The 23,377-nt window shown below is 61.8% G+C and carries 21 protein-coding genes; 12 read left to right on the forward strand and 9 right to left on the reverse strand.

The genetic code is table 11. The features are described 5' to 3' along the window. Positions 1-92 precede the first annotated feature (92 nt). Entirely contained in the window at positions 93-2,543 is a 2,451-nt protein-coding gene (locus VM99_06280; protein AKJ97684.1) for a maltodextrin phosphorylase, read from the reverse strand. A gap of 254 nt (positions 2,544-2,797) precedes the next feature. On the opposite strand from VM99_06280, the gene VM99_06285 reads away from it, so the two are divergent. Beyond that, the gene (locus tag VM99_06285; protein AKK01704.1) at positions 2,798-3,235 is read left to right on the forward strand and encodes a Fe-S-oxidoreductase; all 438 of its coding nucleotides are present in this window, start codon (positions 2,798-2,800) and stop codon (positions 3,233-3,235) included. 192 nt (positions 3,236-3,427) lie between these two features. Here VM99_06285 and VM99_06290 read toward each other — a convergent pair whose 3' ends face one another. Both VM99_06290 and VM99_06295 read right to left on the reverse strand, forming a co-directional pair. Continuing rightward, a complete protein-coding gene (locus tag VM99_06290; protein AKJ97685.1) occupies positions 3,428-5,248 on the reverse strand; it encodes a GTP-binding protein TypA in 1,821 nt (606 codons plus the stop codon). Between the two features lie 138 nt (positions 5,249-5,386). Beyond that, positions 5,387-6,841 carry a tRNA s(4)U8 sulfurtransferase gene (locus VM99_06295; protein AKJ97686.1) on the reverse strand — a complete coding sequence of 485 codons (1,455 nt, stop codon included), beginning with the start codon at positions 6,839-6,841 and terminating at the stop codon, positions 5,387-5,389. A 329-nt stretch (positions 6,842-7,170) separates the two neighbouring features. On the opposite strand from VM99_06295, the gene glnA reads away from it, so the two are divergent. The 6 genes from glnA to glnG all read left to right on the forward strand — a co-directional run bounded on the left by glnA (position 7,171) and on the right by glnG (position 13,325). Next, on the forward strand, positions 7,171-8,577 hold the full coding sequence (gene glnA, locus VM99_06300; GenBank protein ID AKJ97687.1) for a glutamine synthetase: 1,407 nt from the start codon (positions 7,171-7,173) through the stop codon (positions 8,575-8,577). A gap of 120 nt (positions 8,578-8,697) precedes the next feature. Next, positions 8,698-9,255, forward strand: coding sequence for a chorismate mutase (locus VM99_06305; GenBank protein ID AKJ97688.1), 558 nt, complete (start codon positions 8,698-8,700; stop codon positions 9,253-9,255). Positions 9,256-9,439: 184 nt separating this feature from the next. Further along, complete coding sequence (locus tag VM99_06310) at positions 9,440-9,958, forward strand: hypothetical protein (GenBank protein AKJ97689.1); 519 nt, start codon at positions 9,440-9,442, stop codon at positions 9,956-9,958. After that, entirely contained in the window at positions 9,955-10,575 is a 621-nt protein-coding gene (locus VM99_06315) for a penicillin-binding protein (protein ID AKJ97690.1), read from the forward strand. The genes VM99_06310 and VM99_06315 overlap by 4 nt, the downstream gene beginning before the upstream one ends. 231 nt (positions 10,576-10,806) lie before the next feature. Beyond that, positions 10,807-11,892, forward strand: coding sequence for a histidine kinase (locus VM99_06320; protein AKJ97691.1), 1,086 nt, complete (start codon positions 10,807-10,809; stop codon positions 11,890-11,892). Continuing rightward, complete coding sequence (gene glnG, locus VM99_06325) at positions 11,889-13,325, forward strand: nitrogen regulation protein NR(I) (protein ID AKJ97692.1); 1,437 nt, start codon at positions 11,889-11,891, stop codon at positions 13,323-13,325. Before VM99_06320 ends, glnG begins: the two co-directional genes overlap by 4 nt. Positions 13,326-13,873: 548 nt before the next feature. On the opposite strand, the gene VM99_06330 is transcribed toward glnG, so the two are convergent. After that, a complete protein-coding gene (locus VM99_06330) occupies positions 13,874-14,236 on the reverse strand; it encodes a hypothetical protein (protein AKJ97693.1) in 363 nt (120 codons plus the stop codon). A 76-nt stretch (positions 14,237-14,312) separates the two neighbouring features. Between VM99_06330 and VM99_06335 the strand changes: the two genes are divergently transcribed. Next, entirely contained in the window at positions 14,313-14,768 is a 456-nt protein-coding gene (locus tag VM99_06335; GenBank protein ID AKJ97694.1) for an rRNA methylase, read from the forward strand. A 123-nt stretch (positions 14,769-14,891) separates the two neighbouring features. Here the strand turns inward: VM99_06335 and VM99_06340 are convergent, their stop codons facing one another. From VM99_06340 to VM99_06350, 3 genes are read right to left on the reverse strand one after another with little or no spacing between them, the layout of a single operon-like run. Further along, positions 14,892-15,371 (reverse strand): preprotein translocase subunit SecB, encoded by a 480-nt coding sequence (locus VM99_06340; GenBank protein ID AKJ97695.1) that lies wholly within the window; start codon positions 15,369-15,371, stop codon positions 14,892-14,894. 39 nt (positions 15,372-15,410) lie between these two features. Then, positions 15,411-15,665 (reverse strand): glutaredoxin, encoded by a 255-nt coding sequence (locus VM99_06345; protein ID AKJ97696.1) that lies wholly within the window; start codon positions 15,663-15,665, stop codon positions 15,411-15,413. 1 nt (position 15,666) lies between these two features. Next, positions 15,667-16,080 carry a sulfurtransferase gene (locus VM99_06350; protein AKJ97697.1) on the reverse strand — a complete coding sequence of 138 codons (414 nt, stop codon included), beginning with the start codon at positions 16,078-16,080 and terminating at the stop codon, positions 15,667-15,669. A 151-nt stretch (positions 16,081-16,231) separates the two neighbouring features. Between VM99_06350 and VM99_06355 the strand changes: the two genes are divergently transcribed. The 4 genes from VM99_06355 (at position 16,232) to VM99_06370 (ending at position 21,434) form a co-directional block, all read left to right on the forward strand. Further along, positions 16,232-17,761 carry a phosphoglycerate mutase gene (locus tag VM99_06355; GenBank protein ID AKJ97698.1) on the forward strand — a complete coding sequence of 510 codons (1,530 nt, stop codon included), beginning with the start codon at positions 16,232-16,234 and terminating at the stop codon, positions 17,759-17,761. A gap of 262 nt (positions 17,762-18,023) precedes the next feature. Then, positions 18,024-19,310 (forward strand): peptidase M23, encoded by a 1,287-nt coding sequence (locus VM99_06360; GenBank protein ID AKJ97699.1) that lies wholly within the window; start codon positions 18,024-18,026, stop codon positions 19,308-19,310. Positions 19,311-19,342: 32 nt separating this feature from the next. Next, positions 19,343-20,659, forward strand: a complete 1,317-nt coding sequence (locus VM99_06365) for a peptidase S41 (GenBank protein ID AKJ97700.1) — start codon at positions 19,343-19,345, stop codon at positions 20,657-20,659. Position 20,660: 1 nt separating this feature from the next. Then, the gene (locus VM99_06370) at positions 20,661-21,434 is read left to right on the forward strand and encodes a polysaccharide deacetylase (protein ID AKJ97701.1); all 774 of its coding nucleotides are present in this window, start codon (positions 20,661-20,663) and stop codon (positions 21,432-21,434) included. A 193-nt stretch (positions 21,435-21,627) separates the two neighbouring features. On the opposite strand, the gene VM99_06375 is transcribed toward VM99_06370, so the two are convergent. Both VM99_06375 and VM99_06380 read right to left on the reverse strand, forming a co-directional pair. After that, the gene (locus VM99_06375; GenBank protein AKJ97702.1) at positions 21,628-22,374 is read right to left on the reverse strand and encodes an amino acid ABC transporter substrate-binding protein; all 747 of its coding nucleotides are present in this window, start codon (positions 22,372-22,374) and stop codon (positions 21,628-21,630) included. Positions 22,375-22,598: 224 nt separating this feature from the next. Further along, on the reverse strand, positions 22,599-23,369 hold the full coding sequence (locus VM99_06380; GenBank protein ID AKJ97703.1) for an imidazole glycerol phosphate synthase: 771 nt from the start codon (positions 23,367-23,369) through the stop codon (positions 22,599-22,601). Positions 23,370-23,377 lie beyond the last annotated feature (8 nt).

Below are 23,377 nucleotides of genomic sequence, written 5' to 3' on the forward strand. Positions count from 1 at the left end.
AGCCCAGTCACACAGCCCGGCGAAACTGGCGCCTAGTATATCGACGAAGCCCAGTCGCCGTTGGGCTTCGCTCACATTTCTTACAGCAAACGCTACTCCAGGGCTTTCCAGATGTCAGTGGCGTACTCACGGATGGTCCGGTCCGAGGAGAACCAGCCCATGCGCGCGGTGTTGAGCACCGCCGAGCGCCACCACTGTTTGGAGTCGTGCCAGCGCTCTTCGACCTTGGCCTGGGCATCCCAATAGGCATCGAAATCGGCGCAGACCAGGAAGCGGTCGTAGTCGATCAGCGAATCCACCAGCCCGGTGTAGCGCATCGGATCGTCCGGTGAGAACACCCCGCCACGAATCGCCTGCAGCACATCGTTGAGGCGATGGGACGCGGCGATGTCCGGCGCGGCGCTGAATTCGCCATTGCGCTTGCGCGCTTCCACCTGCTCGGCCGTCAGGCCGAAGATGAACATGTGCTCACCCCCCACCCGCTCATGCATCTCCACATTGGCGCCGTCCATGGTGCCGATGGTCAACGCCCCGTTGAGGCCGAACTTCATGTTACTGGTGCCCGACGCCTCGAAACCGGCGGTGGAGATCTGCTCCGACAAATCCGCCGCCGGAATGATGCTTTCGGCCAGGCTGACGTTGTAGTTGGGCAAGAACACCACCTTGAGCAGGCCGCGCACGGTCGGATCGTTGTTCACCACCCGGGCGATGTCGTTGGTGAGCTTGATGATCAGCTTGGCCTGGTGGTAACTGGCAGCGGCCTTGCCGGCGAAGATCTTCACCCGAGGTACCCAATCCACTTCCGGCTCGGCGCGGATGGCCTGGTACAGCGCCACGGTGTGCAGCAGGTTGAGCAACTGGCGCTTGTACTCGTGGATGCGCTTGACCTGCACGTCGAACATCGCCGCCGGGTTCACAGCGATACCCAGTCGCTCGTGGATCAGGTAAGCCAGAGCCTTCTTGCTGTGCAGGCGCTGCTCGGCGAACTGCTTGCGGAACGCCGGCTTATCGGCAAACGGCTCCAGTTCGATCAAGCGTTCCTCGGGGTTGTCGAGCACACTCGGCCCAAGGGCATCGACCATCATCGAGGTCAATTCGGCGTTGGCCTGGAACAGCCAGCGGCGGAAGGTGATGCCGTTGGTCTTGTTATTGATCCGTTCGGGGTAGAGCTTGTGCAGCTCGGAGAACACCGTGCTGCGCATCAGTTGGGTGTGCAAGCCGGACACCCCGTTGACGCTGTGGGAACCGAGGAACGCCAGGTTGCCCATGCGCACCCGCCGACCATTGTCCTCTTCGATCAGCGACACCGAGCGCAGCACATCGAAGTCGTGCACGCCCTTGGCCCGCAGCGAATCGATGTGCTGGGCATTGATCAGGTAGATGATCTGCATGTGCCGGGGCAGCATGCGCTCCATCAACCCGACCGGCCAGGTTTCCAGGGCTTCGGGCAGCAGTGTGTGGTTGGTGTAGGACAGCGTGTCCTGGGTGACCTGCCAGGCCGCGTCCCACGCCACGTCGTAGACGTCCACCAATTGGCGCATCAGCTCGGCCACGGCGATCGACGGGTGGGTGTCGTTGAGCTGGATCGCCGCGTGGTCGCCCAGGGTCAGCACCGAGGTGTGCATGTTGCGATGACGGCGCAGCAAATCCTGCAACGATGCCGCGACAAAAAAATATTCCTGGCGCAGGCGCAGTTCCTGGCCGGCCTCGGTGCTGTCGGCGGGGTACAGCACGCGGGAGATACTTTCGGCCCGAGCCACTTCCGCCACCGCGCCCAGGTGGTCGCCGGCGTTGAAGCGCTCCAGGTGCAGGTCTTCCATGGCGCGGGCCCGCCACAGGCGCAGGGTGTTGACGCTGGCGCCACGCCAGCCGACCACCGGCGTGTCATAGGCAATGGCCCGCACGGTTTCGGCCGGGGACCAGACTTGCCGGGTCTTGCCGGTGTCGTCGGTCACGGTCTCGACGCTGCCGCCAAAACCGATCGGATAGACCACCTCAGGCCGTTCGAACTCCCACGGGTTGCCGAAATCCAGCCAATGTTCCGTCTGTTCCTGCTGCCAGCCATCCACCATCGCCTGGCGGAACAGGCCGTGCTCATAACGAATACCGTAGCCATGGCCGGCGATGCCCAGGGTCGACATGCTTTCCATGAAGCACGCCGCCAAGCGCCCCAGGCCACCGTTGCCCAGCGCCGCATCGGGCTCCAGCAGGCGGATGCGCTCCAGATCCACGCCCAGCTCGGTCAGGGCCTCACGCGCGGTGTCCAGCAGACCAAGGTTGCTCAGGCTGTCGTAGAGCAAGCGGCCGATGAGGAATTCCAGGGAGAGGTAATAGACCCGCTTCTGGCCCTTGCGATAGATCTGTCGCGTATGGTCCATCCAGTGGTCGACCATGTGGTCGCGGGCGGCAAGGGCAATGGCTTCGAACCAGTCATGATCAAACGCGTGATCCGGGTCCTTGCCGACGGCGTAAGTGAGTTTGGTCAATACGGCATCGCGAAATGCAGCCACTTCGGCTTCGCGAACAAGTGGTTCTTGAGTCATTGATGAAGACCTCGAACGAGCAGGGAATTGTCTGAGCCTAGTCGGTCTGACAGACGGCACAGGCGCAGGTTCGGTGGTTTTTCCTCCCGTGCCGGAGAATCGCCGCCAGAGAATTGCCGGATGGACGAATGAATGCAGGGGCCGTGCCGGTCTGGGGCGCCTCGTCTCGAATGAAAAAAAACCGGCAGATGGTCGTTCAAAATTTCACCAGTCCCGGTATGATCGCGCGCCCTGATACACGCCGGTACACCCTCATGATGAAGCCCAACCTGATCGCCGCCGCGGAGATCGACCGACTCGATACCTGGGCCAAGTATTCCGCCCCGATGTGCGGTTCCTGCGTATCGAGCTGCTGCACGCTGCCGGTGGAGGTCAAGATCAAGGACCTGATCCGGATTGGCATCGTCGACGAGTTCGAGCTCGGCGATCCGCCGAAGAACATCGCCAAACGCCTGCAAAAGGAAGGGATCGTCGAGCGCTACAACCAGAAATCGGAAATCTTCACGCTCCAGCGCATGAGCAACAACGATTGCCTTTATCTGGACCGCAAGAGCCGCCTGTGCACCATTTATGACAAGCGCCCGGACACTTGCCGCAACCATCCGCGGATCGGGCCACGGCCAGGTTACTGCGCGTACAAGCCCAAGGAAGTGGAGCGCGAGCGTAATCCGCGGACGCTGGATCGGTTTTGATCCGCTGATGTTTCAGCGGTGCCTGGGCTGACGCTATCGCGAGCAAGCTCGCTCCCACCTGGACAGCGCTGAACCCTGTGGGAGCGAGCTTGCTCGCGATGAGGCCGAATAGGCGCTAAAAAATCACAGGCATAAAAAAACGCCCCCGATCTCACGACCGGGGGCGTTTTTCATTCAGCCGAGGCTAAAAGATCAGTTCTTGGCTTTCTTGGCAGCGCGGGTACGCTCGCCTTCGTCCAGGATCTTCTTGCGCAGGCGAATCGACTTCGGCGTCACTTCGCACAGCTCGTCGTCCTGGATGAATTCCAGGGCCTGTTCCAGGGTGAAGCGAACAGGTGGAACCAGGGCGATGGTTTCGTCTTTACCCGAAGCACGCATGTTGTCGAGCTTCTTGCCCTTGGTAGGGTTGACGCCCAGGTCGTTGTCACGGCTGTTCAGGCCAACGATCTGGCCGTTGTAGATTTCCTGGCCGTGTTCGACGAACAGCTTGCCACGCGCCTGGAGGGTTTCCAGGGAGTAGGTCAGCGCCTTGCCGGTTTCTACCGAGACCAGTACACCGTTCTGACGGCCGGACATGTGGCCGGACTTCATGGTGTCGTAGCGGTCGAAGATCGAGGTCAGGATGCCAGCACCGTTGGTCAGGGTCAGGAACTGGTTACGGAAACCGATCAGGCCACGAGCAGGGATGTTGTATTCCAGGCGTACACGGCCCTTGCCATCCGGGGACATGTTGGTCAGGTCGCCCTTACGCAGGCCCATTTCTTCCATGACCTTGCCCTGGGATTCTTCAGGGATGTCGATGGTGACGTTCTCGAACGGTTCCTGCTTGGTGCCGTTGACTTCGCGGATGATCACTTCAGGACGGCCCACGGCCATTTCGAAGCCTTCGCGACGCATGGTTTCGATCAGTACCGACAGGTGCAGCTCACCACGACCGGAAACCTTGAACTTGTCGGCCGAGTCGCCTTCTTCAACGCGCAGTGCCACGTTGTAGAGCAGCTCCTTGTCCAGACGCTCCTTGATGTTACGGCTGGTCACGAACTTGCCTTCCTTACCGCAGAATGGCGAGTCGTTGACCTGGAAGGTCATGGAAACGGTTGGCTCGTCGACGGTCAGCGGCTTCATCGCTTCGACAGCGGTCGGGTCGCACAGGGTGTCGGAGATGAACAGCTCTTCGAAGCCGCTGATGCAGACGATGTCGCCGGCGGCTGCTTCTTCGACGTCCACACGGTGCAGGCCGTGGTGGCCCATCAGCTTCAGGATACGGCCGTTGCGCTTCTTGCCTTCGGTGTCGATGGCGACGACCGGGGTGTTCGGCTTGATACGACCGCGGGCGATACGGCCAACACCGATCACACCCAGGAAGCTGTTGTAGTCCAGGGCAGAGATCTGCATCTGGAACGGACCGTCACGGTCAACGGCAGGGGCCGGTACGTTGTCGACGATCGACTGGTACAGCGGGGTCATGTCTTCAGCCATGGCGGTGTGGTCCAGACCGGCAATGCCGTTCAGGGCCGAGGCGTAGACGACCTGGAAGTCCAGTTGTTCGTCGGTGGCACCGAGGTTGTCGAACAGGTCGAAGATCTGGTCCAGGACCCAGTCAGGACGCGCGCCCGGACGGTCGACCTTGTTGATCACGACGATTGGCTTCAGACCGGCTTCGAACGCCTTCTTGGTCACGAAGCGGGTTTGCGGCATCGGGCCGTCCTGGGCATCGACCAGCAGCAGTACGGAGTCGACCATCGACATCACGCGCTCTACTTCACCGCCGAAGTCGGCGTGGCCCGGGGTGTCCACGATGTTGATGTGGTAGCCATTCCAGTTGATGGCGGTGTTTTTCGCCAGGATGGTAATACCGCGCTCTTTTTCCTGGTCGTTGGAGTCCATCACGCGCTCGTCGTTGAGCTCGTTGCGCTCCAGGGTGCCGGATTGACGCAAGAGTTTGTCTACCAGGGTGGTCTTACCATGGTCAACGTGGGCAATGATGGCGATGTTGCGTAGATTTTCGATCACTTGTGTATCTCGATCAGAGGATTCGGTGTGCTGACAGGACGTGACAGCGATTTACGTTGAGTCCGACAAAGCCGTTACAGCTTGCCGGCGGCGTCGGGGGGCCGGTGACGCAGGCCACAGGCAAACAGCCCCGGGCACTTAGCTCGGTCGATAAACGCGCACATTGGCATGCCCCTCACTGAGCAAATGGTGGGCATGCAGGCGACTCATCACGCCTTTGTCGCAATACAGCAGGTACTGGCGAGTAGGGTCCAGTTCCTTGAAACGCGCGTTCACTGCATAGAACGGCATCGTTTGTACCTCGATGCCGGCGATCTCCAGCGGGTCGTCTTCAGCGTCATCCGGGTGACGGATGTCGATGATGATCTGACCGGCCAGCGCTTCGCCGACTTCTTCAACCTGAATGTCCTGGCCCAGTTCATCGATCACGCGATCGATCGGCACCAGCCTGGCATTTTCGAGCGCACGCTCGAGAATCGCCATGTCGAATTCTTTCTCTTCATGCTCCACCCGCCCGCGCTTGGCCGCCGTCTTCGGGTTGACCGAGATGACCCCGCAGTACTCCGGCATGTGCCGGGCGAAATCGGCGGTGCCGATCTCGATGGCCGTGTCGATGATGTCCTGCTTGTGGCTGGCGATCAGCGGGCGCAGCACGAGTTTTTCGGTGACGCAGTCGATCACCGACAGGTTCGGCAGCGTCTGGCTGGAGACCTGGGAGATCGCCTCGCCCGTGACCAGCGCATCGATGTGCAGGCGGTCGGCGATGCTCGACGCGGCACGCAACATCATACGCTTCAAAATGACGCCCATATGACTGTTGTCGACTTTACCGAGAATCTCGCCCAGCACTTCTTCGAATGGCACGCTCACAAATAGCACACGCTGGGAGCTGCCGTACTTCTTCCAGATGAAGTGCGCCACTTCCATCACGCCCAGCTCATGGGCACGTCCGCCCAGGTTGAAGAAGCAGAAATGCCCCATCAAGCCGCGACGCATGATCTGGTAGGCGGCGACCGTGGAGTCGAAACCGCCGGACATCAGCACCAGGGTCTGCTCCAGCGAACCCAGCGGGTAACCGCCAATGCTGTCGTGCTGGCTGTGGATGACGAACAGCCGCTGGTCGCGAATCTCGATGCGCACTTCGACCTGCGGGTCCTTCAATGAAATACCGGCGGCGCCGCACTGCTGGCGCAACTGGCTGCCCACGTACTTCTCCACGTCCATCGAACTGAACGGGTGCTTGCCGGCACGCTTGCAACGCACCGAGAAAATCTTGCCGGCCAGCGCATCACCGTAATGGAGCTTGCACTTGGCGAGGATGTCGTCGAAATCCCCCAGCGGGTATTCGTCCACCTGCAGGAAATGCGCGATGCCCGGCATGCAGCTCAGACGCTCGGTCATCTCCTTCAGGATCTTGGGTTCGCTGACACGGGTTTCCAGCTCGAGGTTGTCCCACACGCCATTCACCACCACAGCCGGATCCAGGTCACGGAGCACGGCACGGATGTTCTTGGCCAACTGGCGGATGAAACGCATCCGGACCGGGCGGCTCTTGATGGTGATTTCGGGGAAGACTTTTACGATTAGTTTCATGAAAACAGCGCGCGAACGGCCAGCCGAAAAAGGGGGGCGCGGATTATAGCGGAAATTGCTCAAGGTTTAACCAGTTAATGTGAAGATGGTTTTGCATGCACCAAAACAGGTCAAGCCCTCCTTAAAACGCCACTTTGCGGTGCATCATTGTCGGACAATCTGCGGTTTCTGGCTGGAAAAGCGTGGATTTGGTGCAAAAAACCCATTGCTGGGGCACTGGCATGCAAATTGCTCCCTTGTGAGGCAGGTTGCCTTGGCAGAGTATTCGCGCCGGCATCACCCATATCTTAGGGCACACCATTACCCGCCCGAAGCCACCCGGAGGACATATGTCGAAGTCGGTTCAACTCATCAAAGATCATGACGTCAAGTGGATTGATCTGCGCTTCACTGACACCAAAGGCACTCAACATCACGTGACCATGCCGGCCCGTGATGCCCTGGACGACGATTTCTTCGAAATCGGCAAGATGTTCGACGGTTCCTCCATCTCCGGCTGGAAAGGCATCGAAGCCTCCGACATGATCCTGATGCCGGACGACGAAACCGCCGTCCTGGATCCATTCACCGAAGAGCCGACCCTGATCCTGGTTTGCGACATCATCGAGCCTTCGACCATGCAAGGCTATGACCGCGACCCTCGCGCCATCGCCCACCGCGCCGAGGAATACCTGAAGTCCACCGGTATCGGCGACACCGCTTTCTTCGGTCCGGAGCCTGAGTTCTTCATTTTCGACTCGGTCAAATTCAAGTCCGACATCTCCGGTTCCATGTTCAAGATCTTCTCCGAACAAGGTTCGTGGATGTCCGACCAGGACGTGGAAGGCGGCAACAAAGGCCACCGTCCAGGCGTGAAAGGCGGCTACTTCCCAGTACCACCGTTCGACTTCGACCACGAGATCCGTACCTCCATGTGCAACGCACTGGAAGAAATGGGCCAGACCGTCGAAGTTCACCACCACGAAGTGGCGACTGCCGGCCAGAACGAAATCGGCGTGAAATTCAACACGCTGGTCAAGAAGGCTGACGAAGTCCAGACCCTCAAGTATGTCGTCCACAACGTAGCCGACGCCTACGGCCGCACCGCGACCTTCATGCCCAAGCCTCTGTACGGCGACAACGGTTCGGGCATGCACGTCCACGTGTCGATCTCCAAAGACGGCAAGAACACCTTCGCTGGCGAAGGCTATGCCGGCCTGTCGGACACCGCCCTGTACTTCATCGGCGGTATCATCAAGCACGGTAAGGCTCTGAACGGCTTCACCAACCCGTCGACCAACTCCTACAAGCGTCTGGTCCCAGGCTTCGAAGCACCGGTCATGCTGGCCTACTCGGCTCGCAACCGTTCCGCCTCGATCCGTATCCCATACGTGAACAGCCCTAAAGCCCGCCGCATCGAAGCCCGCTTCCCGGATCCGGCTGCCAACCCATACCTGGCCTTCGCTGCACTGATGATGGCCGGCCTGGACGGTATCCAGAACAAGATCCACCCTGGCGATGCCGCCGACAAGAACCTGTATGACCTGCCGCCTGAAGAGGCCAAGGAAATCCCACAGGTGTGTGGCAGCCTGAAAGAAGCCCTGGAAGAGCTGGACAAGGGCCGTGCGTTCCTGACCAAGGGCGGCGTATTCAGCGACGACTTCATCGACGCTTACATCGCACTGAAAAGCGAAGAAGAAATCAAGGTTCGCACCTTTGTACACCCACTGGAATACGAGCTGTACTACAGCTGCTGATCCGGTAGCGTCGCCCCACGCGGCGTGAAATAAAAAGAGGCCTCCTTCCGGGAGGCCTTTTTTATGGGCGCAGATTACGGGCATGATGGCTGACCTCCCTCCTCCAAGACGAGACTGCCCATGACGCTGCGCTTCACGCTTGGCCTTGCCCTTTGCGCCGTGGTGCTGGCCAGCACCGCCCAAGCCGCTCCCGCCCCGGATGCTCTTACACCGCTGCTCAATGCCATAGGCGAACGCATCGCCATCGCCGATCAGGTAGCGCTGAGCAAATGGGACACTCATAAACCCGTGGAAGACCGCCAGCGCGAGCGCGAGGTCATTGCCGCCGCCGTCGCCCAGGCACCGGCCTACAAGCTCACGGCCGACACCGTGGAAGCGTTCTTCAGTGCCCAGATAGAAGCCAACAAAATGGTGCAATACATCGACCTGTCCGACTGGGCCCTGGCAGGCAAGGCACCGGACCTGCCGCGCCCCGACCTGGTGGGAGAGATCCGCCCGCAACTCGATCGACTGCAAAAGCGCCTGCTGCAACAACTGGCTGACTTCGCCCCCTACCGCACCGACCCGCAGTGCCCGCAATGGCTGGCCTGCGCCACCCACAATGACAAACAGCACCCAGTGCACCGACTCGCCCTGATCCGGGCGACCGGGGAGCTGTGTACAGCCCCAAAAGCCTGAAACACACCCCTTACCCTGTGGGAGCGGGCTTGCTCGCGAAAGCAGTGTGTCAGTTGACATCCACGTTGCCTGACACTGCACCTTCGCGAGCAAGCCCGCTCCCACAAGGGTTCTACAACAACTTGGGCCATTCGCCCTCCCTGACCTATGCTGCTAACCGACATCTTCAATCTCGGTTGGTTTTATGGGGCGCGTTTTTTCAGGAATGCTGTTGTGGCTGCTGACACTGCCGGCGGTCGGGCAGATCTATAAATACACCGACGCCGAGGGCAACACCGCCTACAGCAACCAGCCGCCCCAAGGCGTACCGGCCCAGACGGTGGAACTGCCGCCGCTCAACAGCATCGAGCGCCAGCCCGCCGCCAGCCCGGACACACCGCCAGTCCCAGCGCAGAGGAATGAGTCACGCAATGCCTACGAGATGCTTGAACTGACGGACATCCCCAGCGAGGAAGCCCTGCGCGCCAACAACGGCACCTTTACCGTGGGCGTGCGGGCGCAGCCAAGGTTGCAAAGCCCGCATCTGTTTCGACTGCTGGTGGACGGCCAACCCTATGGCCAGCCCACCAACGTGCCACGCCTGCAAGTGGTGAACATCGACCGGGGCGAGCACAGCCTGGCGGTGCAAGTCATCGACGGGGACAACCTCGTACAGCAGAGCGACACCGTCACCTTCACTGTGCAGCGGGTTCACCAGCCATGATTCGCGGGTGGCTCGCGTTGGGCCTGGCGCTGGTCGCGTTGCCGGGGATGGCGCAGGTCTATACCTACGTCGACGCCCAAGGCAATCGTGTCTTCACTGACCAGCCCCGCCCCGGCAATGCCCGGAAAGTCGAACTCTCGCCCGGCAACCGAATGCCCACGCCACCCAAGGGCACGCCCGCGATGCCCGCCAAAGAAGCCTCGCCCGAGCCGCTGTTTCATTACGAAATGCTCCGCCTGCTGATCCCCGAGCCGGACGCCACGATACGCAGCACTGAAGGTGCGCTGATCGTCAGCGTCACCAGCGAACCCGGCTTGAAGAAAGGCCATCGCTACCGCCTGCTGCTCGACGGCCAGCCCACCGGGGCCGCGGGTACGAGCCCGGTGTTCGCCCTGGACAATGTCGATCGCGGCACCCATCACCTGGCGGTGGAGATCCTCGACGAGCAAGACCGCATCCTCGAACGCACGGCCAACCAGCCTTTCCACATGCAGCGCATGTCCCTGGCGCAAAAGCGCCGCATCAAGCCGTGCGTCATGGCCGACTACGGTCAACGCCCGGAATGCCCGCTCGCCGAAAAACCCGAAGAAGAAAGCAGCATCCTGCCGTTCTTCTAACCTCGTTCAGGTTGGCGCACTATATTGGTGCGTCAATCTGCCCGCTTCCCGGATTCCAGCCCATTTTGGTTCGAAAGTACCCGTAGAAGCTGGCAGAACGCCACGCAAGAGGGCGCAAAAAGGCCTCTTTAGGGCTCTAAACGCTTCTTTTCAGAGCCTTGGTTTGGTTTTTGCATTTTCCTCGTACCGGCGCGTCATACGCGTGCCTGCTACGCTCCAAAAGAGGTCCCGATGACCATCAGCGATGCACTACACCGCTTGCTACTCGACAACCTCACCACCGCGACCATCCTGCTCGACGCCGAATTGCGCCTCGAGTACATGAACCCGGCGGCGGAAATGCTGCTGGCTGTCAGCGGCCAGCGCAGCCATGGGCAGTTCATCAGCGAGTTGTTCACCGAATCGGCCGAAGCGCTCAATTCCCTGCGCCAGGCGGTGGAGCAGGCACACCCGTTCACCAAGCGCGAGGCAATGCTGACCGCACTGACCGGCCAGACCTTGACCGTGGACTACGCGGTCACCCCGATCCTGAATAACGGCGCCACCCTGTTGCTGCTGGAAGTCCATCCCCGTGATCGCCTGCTGCGCATCACCAAGGAAGAGGCCCAGTTATCCAAGCAGGAAACCAGCAAGATGCTGGTGCGCGGCCTCGCCCACGAGATCAAGAACCCTCTCGGCGGCATTCGTGGCGCCGCACAATTGCTGGCCCGGGAACTGCCGGAAGAAAGCCTCAAGGACTACACCAACGTCATCATCGAGGAAGCCGACCGCCTGCGAAATCTGGTAGACCGCATGCTCGGCTCGAACAAGCTGCCGTCCCTGGCGATGTGCAACGTCCACGAAGTGCTGGAGCGCGTCAGCAGCCTGGTGGAAGCCGAAGCCCAGGGCTGCATCACTTTGGTGCGCGACTACGACCCGAGCATTCCCGACGTCCTGATCGACCGCGAGCAGATGATCCAGGCGGTACTGAACATCGTGCGCAACGCGATGCAGGCCATCGGCAGCCAGAACGAACTGCGCCTGGGCCGCATCACCCTGCGCACCCGCGCCATGCGCCAGTTCACCATCGGCCATGTGCGCCACCGCCTGGTGACCAAGATCGAAATCATCGACAACGGCCCGGGCATCCCTGCAGAACTGCAGGAAACCATCTTCTTTCCCATGGTCAGCGGCCGCCCGGACGGTACCGGACTGGGCCTGGCCATTACCCAGAACATCATCAGTCAGCATCAGGGCTTGATCGAGTGTGAGAGCCACCCCGGCCACACCACCTTCTCGATCTTCCTGCCACTGGAACAAGGAGCCACATCGACATGAGCCGTAGTGAAACCGTGTGGATCGTCGATGACGACCGTTCTATCCGTTGGGTCCTGGAAAAAGCCTTGCAACAGGAAGGCATGACCACCCAGAGCTTCGACAGCGCCGACGGGGTGATGAGTCGCCTGGCGCGTCAGCAACCGGACGTCATCATCTCCGACATCCGCATGCCGGGCGCCAGTGGCCTCGACCTGTTGGCGCGCATCCGCGAACAACACCCACGGCTGCCGGTGATCATCATGACCGCCCACTCGGACCTGGACAGCGCAGTGGCGTCCTACCAGGGCGGCGCCTTCGAATACCTGCCCAAACCGTTCGACGTCGATGAAGCCGTCTCGCTGGTCAAGCGCGCCAACCAGCACGCCCAGGAGCAGCAAGGCCTGGAAGAAGTGCCGGCCCTGGCCCGCACCCCGGAAATCATCGGCGAAGCACCGGCGATGCAGGAAGTGTTTCGCGCCATCGGGCGCCTGAGCCACTCCAACATCACCGTGTTGATCAACGGCGAATCCGGCACCGGTAAAGAACTGGTGGCCCACGCATTGCACCGCCACAGCCCACGGGCCGCGTCGCCGTTCATTGCCTTGAACATGGCGGCGATTCCCAAGGACCTGATGGAATCGGAGCTGTTCGGCCACGAGAAAGGCGCGTTCACCGGCGCGGCCAACCTGCGGCGCGGGCGCTTCGAGCAGGCCGACGGCGGCACCTTGTTCCTCGATGAAATCGGCGACATGCCGGCCGACACCCAGACTCGCCTGCTGCGGGTGCTGGCCGACGGCGAGTTCTATCGGGTGGGCGGGCATACGCCGGTCAAGGTGGACGTGCGCATCATCGCCGCGACCCACCAGAACCTGGAAACCCTGGTCCACGCCGGCAAGTTCCGCGAAGACCTGTTCCACCGCCTGAATGTGATTCGCATCCATATCCCGCGCCTGGCGGACCGTCGCGAAGACATCCCGACACTGGCCCGGCACTTCCTCAGCCGCGCCGCCCAGGAGCTGGCGGTGGAGCCCAAGCTGCTCAAGAGCGAAACCGAGGAATACCTCAAGAACCTGCCGTGGCCCGGCAACGTGCGCCAGCTGGAAAACACCTGCCGCTGGATCACGGTCATGGCGTCCGGTCGCGAAGTGCATATCAGCGACCTGCCACCGGAACTGTTGAGCCTGCCACAAGATTCGGCCCCGGTGACCAACTGGGAACAGGCCTTGCGCCAATGGGCAGACCAGGCCCTGGCCCGCGGTCAGTCCAACCTGCTGGACAGCGCCGTCCCGAGTTTCGAACGCATCATGATCGAAACCGCCCTCAAGCACACCGCCGGCCGCCGCCGCGACGCCGCGGTACTGCTGGGCTGGGGCCGCAACACCCTGACCCGCAAGATCAAGGAACTGGGGATGAAGGTTGATGGCGGGGATGATGATGAAGGAGATGAGGGCTGAGCAGCCTTAACCCAGCTTAAAACCCATGTGGGAGCGGGCTTGCTCGCGAAAGCGGTATATCAGCCAATTAAATGCTGGCTGACATGCCGCCTTCGCGGGCAAGCCCGCTCCCACAAGTCACGCTGCAGCGCCTGTCGCATGAGCTCGCCGGTTGAAATCCTTCAGTTGCGTGCACCACACCAATGCACCACGAACCGCAACTGCGCGCGTCATACCAGCCCAGGCCGATCGATTCACCTCGAAAAAACCCGCCATAAAAAAGCAAAAGCCCCGGAATACGGGGCTTTGCGTCTCATCAGCAGTTTTTTTGTGACAAACCATTAAAGCTGGCACGCGCCCTGCAATAACTTCATCACTACCCAGTTTCGGGGACCTTGGTACAGGCAGGCCGGGGATTCCCCATTTTCTACCGGGCTCGATGAGCCCACCGTTTTGGGGGCCTTGATACAGGCAGGTCAAGGTTTCCCTTCTTTACACCCTGGGCTGACGCTTGCAGTCGCCCTCCCGTTTTGGGGACCCTGGTACAGGCAGGCCGGGGATTCCCTCTTTTATTGCTCCTGGAGACGGACCTCCAGCCGCCAGCGATCATCCACTTCGCCGCCGGCCCACTCCCCGCGCAACGGTCGCGCCGCCACCAACGTCAGCAACAAGCCCTTGTCGCTCAAGCGCACCCGCCAGTTCACATCCTTGCCATTGAGCTTGAGCTGGCCATTCTGCGACCTTCCCTCGGCTTCGAACAGCAGCGCTACCGAACCGTCGATGACTTCGCCGTGCAGTTTCGGCTCACTGTCGAACCAGGCCACCAACGCCCCCTCGCTCACCTCGATTCGTTGCAGCACATTCGGCTCGGGCGTGGTCAGGCGCCCGATCATCAGCCCGACCATCATGCCGAAAATCGCCAGGGAACCCATCACCCGAGGCATTAGCTTCGAACGTCGATCGGTTTGCGGCGTAGAATGCTGCTCATCTTTATCTGCGGAGCCGTGCATGTTTCACGTCATCCTTTTTCAACCGGAAATTCCGCCGAATACCGGCAATGTCATCAGGCTGTGCGCCAACAGTGGCTGCCACCTGCATCTGATCGAACCGCTGGGCTTCGAAATGGACGACAAGCGCCTGCGCCGCGCCGGCCTCGACTACCACGAGTATGCCACCTTGCAGCGCCACGCCGACCTTGCCAGTTGTCTGGAAAGCCTGGGGCATCCACGCCTGTTCGCCTTCACCACCAAGGGGTCGCGGCCCTTCCATGACGCCCGGTTCGTGGCCGGCGATGCCTTCCTGTTCGGGCCCGAAAGCCGTGGCCTGCCCGCCGACGTGCTCGACGCCCTGCCATCGGACCAACGCCTGCGCCTGCCGATGCGCGAAGGCTGTCGCAGCCTGAACCTGTCCAACACCGTGGCGGTGGCGGTCTATGAGGCTTGGCGGCAGAATGGCTTTCAATAGCCCCCATAACAAATGTGGGAGCGGGCTTGCTCGCGAAAGCGGAGTGTCAGGCAACATTGATGTCAACTGACACACTGCTTTCGCGAGCAAGCCCGCTCCCACATTGGACTTGCGTCGACCGACTTACTGAACGGTCGCGCCTTCTTGCTGCATGCGCTGCAGTTCTTGCGCGTACAGGGCATCGAAGTTCACCGGTGCCAGCATCAGGGCCGGGAACGAACCGCGAGTCACCAGGCTGTCCAGGGTTTCACGGGCGTACGGGAACAGAATGTTCGGGCAGAACGCGCCCAGGGTGTGGCTCATGGACGCTGCATCGAGGTTCTTGATCAGGAAGATCCCGGCCTGTTGCACCTCGGCGATGAACGCCACTTCTTCACCGTTCTTCACGGTCACCGACAGGGTCAGCACCACTTCATGGAAGTCGTCTTCCAGGGCTTTCTGACGGGTGTTCAGGTCCAGGCCGACGCTCGGTTCCCACTGCTGGCGAAAGATCGCCGGGCTTTTCGGGGCTTCAAAGGACAGGTCGCGGACATAAATGCGCTGCAAGGAGAATTGCGGTGCGGCTTCTTCTTCGCTGGCAGCTGTGTTTTGTTGGTCAGTCATCGCAGATCCTTCTTACTTTCAGGTTCTTGAGTAGGGAATTCAGGCCTTGAGCATCGCGTCGAGCTTGCCGGCGCGCTCCAGGGCGAACAGATCATCACAACCGCCCACGTGGGTGCTGCCGATCCAGATCTGCGGGACGGACGTACGCCCAGCCTTCCGGGACATTTCGGCGCGCAGTTGCGGCTTGCCGTCGACCTTGATCTCTTCGAACGCCACCCCTTTGTTCTGGAGCAGGAACTTGGCTCGCGAGCAATAAGGGCAGTAATCGCTGGAATAGACAACGACGTGGGTCATCTCACTTCACCAGGGGCAGGTTGTCGGCTTTCCAACTGGCCACGCCGCCGGAGAGCTTGGCCGCGGTGAAGCCGGACTTCATCAGTTCACGGGCATGGGTGCCGGCGTGCTGGCCCTGGGCATCGACCAGGATGATGGTCTTGGCCTTGTGTTTTTCCAGCTCGCCGATACGTGCGATCAGTTTGTCCTGGGGGATGTTCACCGCCCCGACAATGTGACCGGTGGCGTATTCCTTGCTCGGACGGATATCCACCACCACGCCGGCATCCTTGTTGACCAGCGCGGTCAGCTCGCCAGTGCTCAGGCTGCGCCCGCCGCCCTGCATCGTGTGGGCCACCAGCAATGCCAGCAGTACGACGAAGATACCGACGAGAATGTAGTGGTTAGTGGCAAATTCAATCAGGTGAGCAACCATCGAAGGAGGTTCCAGGGCGTTAAAATGTCGGCCAGTATACACAGCACGCAAGGCCGGCCAAACCCCGCCCGGCGGTGACGCCACCGGAACTTACCTTTAAACTGCTCGTCCCTTTTGCATCGTCTTCTTTTAACCGCCACGAGTGGATTCCATGACTACCACGCCTAAACCTTTGGTCCTGATGATTCTCGACGGCTTCGGTCACAGTGACAGCCACGAATCCAACGCCGTGTATTCGGCCAAAAAGCCTGTCCTGGACCGTCTGTGGGCCACCGTGCCGAACGGCCTGATTTCCGGCAGCGGCATGGACGTCGGCCTGCCGGACGGGCAGATGGGCAACTCCGAAGTCGGCCACATGAACCTCGGCGCAGGCCGCGTGGTGTATCAGGACTTCACCCGCGTGACCAAGTCGATTCGCGACGGCGAGTTCTTCGAGAACCCGACCATCTGCGCGGCCGTGGATAAAGCCGTGGCCGCCGGCAAGGCCGTACACCTCATGGGCCTGCTGTCGGACGGTGGCGTGCACAGCCACCAGGACCACCTGGTTGCCATGGCCGAACTGGCCTTCAAGCGCGGCGCCGAGAAGATCTACCTGCACGCATTCCTCGATGGCCGCGACACCCCGCCGAAAAGCGCCGCCTCCTCGATCGAATTGCTGGACGCCACCTTCCAGGCCCTGGGCAAAGGCCGCATCGCCAGCCTCGTCGGCCGCTACTACGCCATGGACCGCGACAACCGTTGGGACCGCGTCTCCCAGGCCTACAACCTGATCGTCGACGGCCAGGCCGAGTTCAGCGCCGCCACCGCCCAGGAAGGCCTGAACGCCGCCTACGAGCGCGGCGAAAGCGACGAGTTCGTCAAGGCCACCACCATCGGTGAACCGGTCAAGGTCGAAGACGGCGATGCCGTGGTGTTCATGAACTTCCGTGCCGACCGGGCTCGCGAGCTGACCCGCGTGTTTGTCGAAGACGACTTCAAGGAATTCGAACGCGCCCGCCAGCCAAAACTGGCCGGCTTCGTGATGCTGACCCAATATGCCGCCAGCATCCCGGCCCCGTCGGCCTTCGCCGCCGGCAGCCTGGAAAACGTGCTCGGCGACTACCTGGCGAAAAACGGCAAGACCCAACTGCGCATCGCCGAAACCGAGAAGTACGCCCACGTGACGTTCTTTTTCTCGGGCGGGCGCGAAGAGCCCTTCCCGGGCGAAGAACGCATCCTGATCCCCTCGCCGAAAGTCGCCACCTACGACCTGCAGCCGGAGATGAGCGCCCCCGAAGTGACCGACCGCATCGTCGATGCCATTGAAAACCAGCGTTACGACGTGATCGTGGTCAACTACGCCAACGGCGACATGGTCGGCCACAGCGGCGTGTTCGAGGCGGCGGTCAAGGCCGTGGAATGCCTGGACACCTGCGTGGGTCGCATCGTCGAGGCCTTGGAGAAGGTCGGCGGCGAAGCACTGATCACCGCCGACCACGGCAACGTCGAGCAGATGTCCGACGAATCCACCGGCCAGGCCCACACGGCCCACACCACTGAGCCGGTGCCGTTCATCTATGTCGGCAAGCGTGACCTCAAGGTCCGCGAAGGCGGCGTGCTGGCTGACGTGGCACCGACCATGCTGATGCTGCTGGGCATGGAAAAACCGGCGGAGATGACCGGGACTTCGATCCTGGTGTGACGACACGTAGTCACGGAGCATTGGCTTGTTGTGGCGAGGGAGCTTGCTCCCGCCCGATGGCGCAGCCATCGCAGGGGCCCTGGCTTGCTCAACTGTCGAGGGGCTGCTTCGCAGCCCAGCGGGAGCAAGCTCCCTCGCCACAGCAGGCTGGCGGCTTTCAGTGTTTTGCCGGCCAGTTATCACACAGCCCCAAATGGGCGTTTTTTTTGCCGCGTGGGGCGGGCATACTAGGCCGTCCCTTTCCCTGGTATCACCCGCCTCTATGCTTCGCGTCCTGATAGCCCTCGTTCTGACCTGCCTGCTCCAACCGGCCTTTGCCGACGAGCGCGCGCAAACCCAACAACAGTTGGAGGCCACGCGCCAGGACATTGCCGAGCTGAAGAAACTGCTGGGCAAGTTGCAGGAAGAGAAATCCAGCGTCCAGAAAGACCTGCGCGGCACCGAGACCGAGATGGGCAAGCTGGAGAAGCAGGTGGACGCCCTGCAGAAAGAGCTGAAGAAAAGCGAATCCGAGCTGCAGCGACTCGATGGTGAGAAAAAAAAACTCCAGAGCGCGCGCACTGAACAGCAACACCTGATCGCCATCCAGGCCCGCGCCGCCTACCAGAACGGCCGCCAGGAGTACCTCAAGCTGCTGCTCAACCAGCAGAACCCCGAGAAATTCGCCCGCACGCTCACCTATTACGATTACCTGAGCCAGGCCCGCCTGGAGCAACTGAAAAACTTCAACGAAACCCTGCGCCAGCTCGCCAACGTCGAGAAGGACATCGAATTGCAGCAGGCCCAGTTGCTGGTACAGAAAAGCAGCCTCGACAGCCAGCGCGATGAACTCGACAAGGTTCGCAAGGAACGCCAGGTGGCACTGGCCAAGCTCAATGACGATGTGAAGGCCCGCGACAGCAAGCTCAAGGCCCGTGAACAAGACCAGGCCGAGCTGGCAAACGTACTCAAGACCATCGAGGAAACCCTGGCCCGCCAGGCGCGAGAGGCAGAGCAAGCGCGGCAGCAAGCGCTGATCGCCCAGCAGGAAGCCGAAAAAAAGCGCTTGCGTGAGGCCGAGGCGGACTCGGACGAGGCGCCCCGCAAGGCGACCAAATCCAGCCCCGGCGCTCTGGTTTCCAGTGACGGTGAAACCTTCGGCGGCGCATTTGCTTCGGCGCGCGGCAAACTTCCATGGCCGGTCAATGGTCGATTACTGGCACGCTTTGGTGAAACCCGTGGCGACGACACCCGCACCAAGTGGGATGGCGTGATGATCAGCGCTTCCGCCGGCAGCCAGGTGCACGCCGTGCATGGCGGGCGCGTGGTGTTCGCCGATTGGCTGCGCGGCGCCGGCCTGCTGGTGATCCTGGATCACGGCAACGGTTACCTGAGTCTGTATGGCCACAACCAGACGCTGCTCAAGTCGGCGGGGGATGTGGTCAAGGCCGGCGAGTCCATCTCCACGGTCGGCAACAGTGGTGGGCAGGATACGCCAGCCCTGTATTTCGCTATTCGTCAGCAGGGTCGCCCCAGTGACCCGGCCCAATGGTGTCGTGCGCAAGGATAAGCGCACCCATCCACTTAAGGAGTTCGTTCGACATGCTGCATTTGTCCCGTCTCACCTCGCTGGCCCTGACGATCGCCCTCGTGATCGGCGCGCCCCTGGCTTTCGCCGCTGAACCGGCCCCCTCGGCCCCCGCCACCACGGCGGCGACCACCAAGGCGCCGTTGCCGCTGGACGAGCTGCGCACGTTTGCCGAAGTCATGGACCGGATCAAGGCCGCCTATGTCGAGCCGGTGGACGACAAGATGCTGCTGGAGAACGCCATCAAGGGCATGCTCAGCAACCTTGACCCGCACTCGGCCTACCTGGGGCCGGAAGATTTTGCCGAGCTGCAGGAAAGCACCAGCGGCGAGTTCGGCGGCCTGGGCATCGAGGTCGGCAGCGAAGACGGCTTCGTCAAAGTGGTCTCGCCGATCGACGACACGCCCGCCTCCAAGGCCGGCATCCAAGCGGGCGACTTCATCGTCAAGATCAACGGCCAGCCGACCCGCGGCCAGAGCATGACCGAAGCCGTGGACAAAATGCGCGGCAAGATCGGCCAGAAGATCACCCTGACCCTGGTGCGCGACGGCGGCACGCCGTTCGACGTGACCCTCACGCGGGCGGTCATCCAGGTCAAGAGCGTGAAGAGCCAGTTGCTGGAGTCGGGCTACGGCTATATCCGTATCACCCAGTTCCAGGTCAAGACCGGCGAAGAAGTCGCCAAGGCCCTGGCCAAGCTGCGCAAGGACAACGGCAAGAAACTCAACGGCCTGGTCCTGGACCTGCGCAACAACCCCGGCGGCGTGCTGCAATCGGCGGTGGAAGTGGTGGATCACTTCATCACCAAGGGCCTGATCGTCTACACCAAGGGCCGCATCGCCAACTCCGAGCTGCGCTTCTCGGCCACCGGCAACGACCTGAGCGACGCCGTGCCACTGGTGGTGTTGATCAACGGCGGCAGCGCCTCGGCGTCGGAGATCGTCGCCGGTGCCCTGCAGGACCAGAAACGCGGCGTGGTCATGGGCACCACCAGTTTCGGCAAGGGCTCGGTGCAGACCGTGCTGCCACTGAACAATGATCGCGCCCTGAAGATCACCACCGCGCTGTACTTCACCCCCAACGGCCGCTCCATCCAGGCCCAGGGCATCGTTCCGGACATCGAGGTGCGCAAGGCCAAGATCACCAACGAACAGGACAGCGAATACTTCAAGGAAGCCGACCTGCAAGGTCACCTGGGCAATGGCAACGGTGGCGCCGACAAGCCGACCGGCTCCGGTGCCAAGGCCAAGCCGATGCCGCAGGATGACGATTATCAGTTGGCCCAGGCCCTGAGCCTGCTCAAAGGACTGAACATCACCTCCGGCCGCTGAGATGCGCCGGCGCTTGATCCTCGGCCTGGTGTGCTGCCTGGCGAGCGTTGCCTTTGCCGCGCCCGCCGCTTCACCGCACAAGGCCTACCTGAGCCTGATCATCGACGATCTGGGGCAGAACCTGCCCCGGGATCGCCAGGTACTGGCCCTCCCCGGCCCTGTCACCGCCGCGATCATGCCCGACACGCCCCATGCCGCCGAATTCGCCCGCGAAGCCCATCGCGCCGGCAAGCTCGTGATGTTGCACATGCCCATGGACCCCGCCACCGGGCCGTTCGCCTGGCATCCGGACCTGCCCATCGAAGAGCTCGGCAAACGCCTCGACGCCGCTTTCGCGGCCGTGCCCTACACCAGCGGGATCAACAACCACATGGGCAGCCGCATGACCGCCCAACCCCAGGCCATGGCGTGGCTGATGGCGAATCTGCAGCAGCGGCACAAGTTTTTCGTCGACAGCCGCACCAGCGCCCAGACCGTCGCGGCCGCCGAGGCGCAGAAGATCGGCCTGGCCAGTGTGTCACGGGATGTATTCCTCGATGACGAGCGCACGGAAACTGCCATCGCCCACCAGCTCCAGACCGCCATCGACCTGGCCCGACGCCAGGGCTCGGCGGTGATGATCGGCCATCCCTACCCGCAGACCCTGGCCGTGCTCGAACGCGAACTGCCACGGCTCAAAGGCCAAGGCATCGAATGGATCGACATCAAGTCGATGATCAGCCTGCGCAGCAACCGGGCGATGGCCGGGCATGGGAAGGATGGGCTCTACCGATAGCGGTAGCCGCGACGCCGCCATCGCGAGCAAGCTCGCTCCCACAACGGTTCTGCATCGGGCACAAGATTGGCGTTCACAGCAGACCCCCTGTGGGAGCGAGCTTGCTCGCGATGACGGCGACACATTCAACATCTCTACAAGCTGACCCACCGCTTTCGCGAGCAAGCCCGCTCCCACAGGTTTGTTCCAGCGGTCAGAGATACCGTGCCATGATCGCGTCGACCGCTCCTTCCCGGCGCAACTCATCCAGGGCTTTCTGTAGCCGCGCGACCACCTCGTCAGGCACGTTCTTGTTCAACGCCAGGTACAGCTCGGCGCTGTTGAAACGCAGCACCGTCTTGAGGTCGCTCACACCTTCCTGGCGGGCCAGGTAGCGTCCGGCCGGGTCGCCGGTGGCCCACAGGTCGATCTGACCGTTGACCAGCTTCCTCGCGTTGTCCTGGTCACGCAGCACCACAATGGGATTCAGCCCCTGCTTGCCCAGGGTTTCGGCAATGGCGTCGCCCTTGTAGGCGCCGATCCGGTATTTGCGCGCCTGCTCCAAGGAGTCGAGGGCAATCGTGCTGTCCGCCTTGGCGAGCATGATCCAGTCGTCCGGGCCGATGGGGCCGACCCATTTGAACAGCTTTTCACGTTCCGGCAGCCGCGCCATGACGAAGACGCCGTAGCCGGGATTCTCCAGGGCGAGCTTATAGATCCGCTCCCAGGGGAAACGCAGCGTCAGGCTGTAGGTGATGTCGGCGCGCTTGAAAATCTCGCGGACGATGTCCACGGCAATGCCCTGGATGTTCTCGTCCTGGGCGAAGTTCTTGCCGTTCTTGGCCATGTTGTACGGTGGGAAGTTTTCCGTCAGCAGCACCAGCGAGGTGTCGGCGGCGCGGGCCGTGCCTGCAAGCAGCATAGTGGCGCCGGCAAAGGCAAGAACAAGGCGTTTGAGCATGTATAGTGGCCTGTGTGGCTAATTCGTGCACTCAAGTTCGGCGCCAGTGCTCGCCAAGCTGCGTTGCCATTCCTCGCCGTAGCTGGGCTACGACTCGTCATGGCGCCTTGCCTGGCAAGTCCTGGCACTCGAACTTGAGCACCCGAATTAACCGTACAGGCCACTAGCTACCGCAATCCATGGTGTGCCCAAGAGTGCCTTGGGCCCGCCATGGTGTCCAGCGGTCAGCGAATGCAGATACCGCGCTGTGCCATGTAGGCCTTGGCCTCCGGCACCGTGTATTCGCCAAAGTGGAAGATGCTCGCCGCCAGCACCGCGCTGGCGTGGCCTTCCAGGATGCCATCGGCCAGGTGTTGCAGGTTGCCGACACCGCCGGAGGCGATCACCGGAATGCCCAGGGCATCGCTGATGGCACGGGTCACGCCCAGGTCGAAGCCGTTCTTCATGCCGTCCTGGTCCATGCTGGTCAGCAGGATCTCACCGGCACCAAGGCCCTCCATCTTCCTGGCCCACTCAACGGCATCCAGGCCGGTGGGCTTGCGGCCGCCGTGGGTGAAGATTTCCCAGCGCGGGGTTTCGCCCGGACCGGACACCTTCTTCGCGTCGATGGCGACGACGATGCACTGCGAGCCGAAATGCTGGGCCGCTTCGCCGACGAACTCCGGGTTGAACACCGCCGCCGTGTTGATGGACACCTTGTCCGCCCCGGCGTTGAGCAGGTTGCGGATATCCTGCACGGTGCGCACGCCACCGCCCACGGTCAGCGGGATGAACACCTGGCTGGCCATGCGCTCGACGGTATGCAAGGTGGTGTCGCGGCCGTCGACGCTGGCGGTGATGTCGAGGAAGGTGATCTCGTCCGCACCCTGTTCGTCGTAGCGACGGGCGATTTCCACCGGGTCGCCGGCATCACGGATGTTCTCGAACTTGACGCCCTTGACCACTCGGCCGTTGTCCACGTCCAGGCAAGGGATGATGCGTTTGGCCAGCGCCATGGTCAGTC

It is taken from the genome of Pseudomonas chlororaphis, from assembly GCA_001023535.1.
Lineage (GTDB): Bacteria > Pseudomonadota > Gammaproteobacteria > Pseudomonadales > Pseudomonadaceae > Aquipseudomonas > Aquipseudomonas chlororaphis_E.

Excerpts from the sequence above, each read along its gene's own strand:
- VM99_06380 (AKJ97703.1), bottom strand. The coding sequence starts at position 23,369 with ATGGCGCTGGCCAAACGCATCATCCCTTGCCTGGACGTGGACAACGGC.
- glnA (AKJ97687.1), top strand. The coding sequence starts at position 7,171 with ATGTCGAAGTCGGTTCAACTCATCAAAGATCATGACGTCAAGTGGATT.
- VM99_06280 (AKJ97684.1), bottom strand. The coding sequence starts at position 2,543 with ATGACTCAAGAACCACTTGTTCGCGAAGCCGAAGTGGCTGCATTTCGC.
- glnG (AKJ97692.1), top strand. The coding sequence starts at position 11,889 with ATGAGCCGTAGTGAAACCGTGTGGATCGTCGATGACGACCGTTCTATC.
- VM99_06320 (AKJ97691.1), top strand. The coding sequence starts at position 10,807 with ATGACCATCAGCGATGCACTACACCGCTTGCTACTCGACAACCTCACC.
- VM99_06335 (AKJ97694.1), top strand. The coding sequence starts at position 14,313 with ATGTTTCACGTCATCCTTTTTCAACCGGAAATTCCGCCGAATACCGGC.
- VM99_06355 (AKJ97698.1), top strand. The coding sequence starts at position 16,232 with ATGACTACCACGCCTAAACCTTTGGTCCTGATGATTCTCGACGGCTTC.
- VM99_06375 (AKJ97702.1), bottom strand. The coding sequence starts at position 22,374 with ATGCTCAAACGCCTTGTTCTTGCCTTTGCCGGCGCCACTATGCTGCTT.
- VM99_06360 (AKJ97699.1), top strand. The coding sequence starts at position 18,024 with ATGCTTCGCGTCCTGATAGCCCTCGTTCTGACCTGCCTGCTCCAACCG.
- VM99_06340 (AKJ97695.1), bottom strand. The coding sequence starts at position 15,371 with ATGACTGACCAACAAAACACAGCTGCCAGCGAAGAAGAAGCCGCACCG.
- VM99_06350 (AKJ97697.1), bottom strand. The coding sequence starts at position 16,080 with ATGGTTGCTCACCTGATTGAATTTGCCACTAACCACTACATTCTCGTC.
- VM99_06345 (AKJ97696.1), bottom strand. The coding sequence starts at position 15,665 with ATGACCCACGTCGTTGTCTATTCCAGCGATTACTGCCCTTATTGCTCG.
- VM99_06295 (AKJ97686.1), bottom strand. The coding sequence starts at position 6,841 with ATGAAACTAATCGTAAAAGTCTTCCCCGAAATCACCATCAAGAGCCGC.
- VM99_06365 (AKJ97700.1), top strand. The coding sequence starts at position 19,343 with ATGCTGCATTTGTCCCGTCTCACCTCGCTGGCCCTGACGATCGCCCTC.
- VM99_06305 (AKJ97688.1), top strand. The coding sequence starts at position 8,698 with ATGACGCTGCGCTTCACGCTTGGCCTTGCCCTTTGCGCCGTGGTGCTG.
- VM99_06310 (AKJ97689.1), top strand. The coding sequence starts at position 9,440 with ATGGGGCGCGTTTTTTCAGGAATGCTGTTGTGGCTGCTGACACTGCCG.
- VM99_06370 (AKJ97701.1), top strand. The coding sequence starts at position 20,661 with ATGCGCCGGCGCTTGATCCTCGGCCTGGTGTGCTGCCTGGCGAGCGTT.
- VM99_06330 (AKJ97693.1), bottom strand. The coding sequence starts at position 14,236 with ATGGGTTCCCTGGCGATTTTCGGCATGATGGTCGGGCTGATGATCGGG.
- VM99_06315 (AKJ97690.1), top strand. The coding sequence starts at position 9,955 with ATGATTCGCGGGTGGCTCGCGTTGGGCCTGGCGCTGGTCGCGTTGCCG.
- VM99_06285 (AKK01704.1), top strand. The coding sequence starts at position 2,798 with ATGATGAAGCCCAACCTGATCGCCGCCGCGGAGATCGACCGACTCGAT.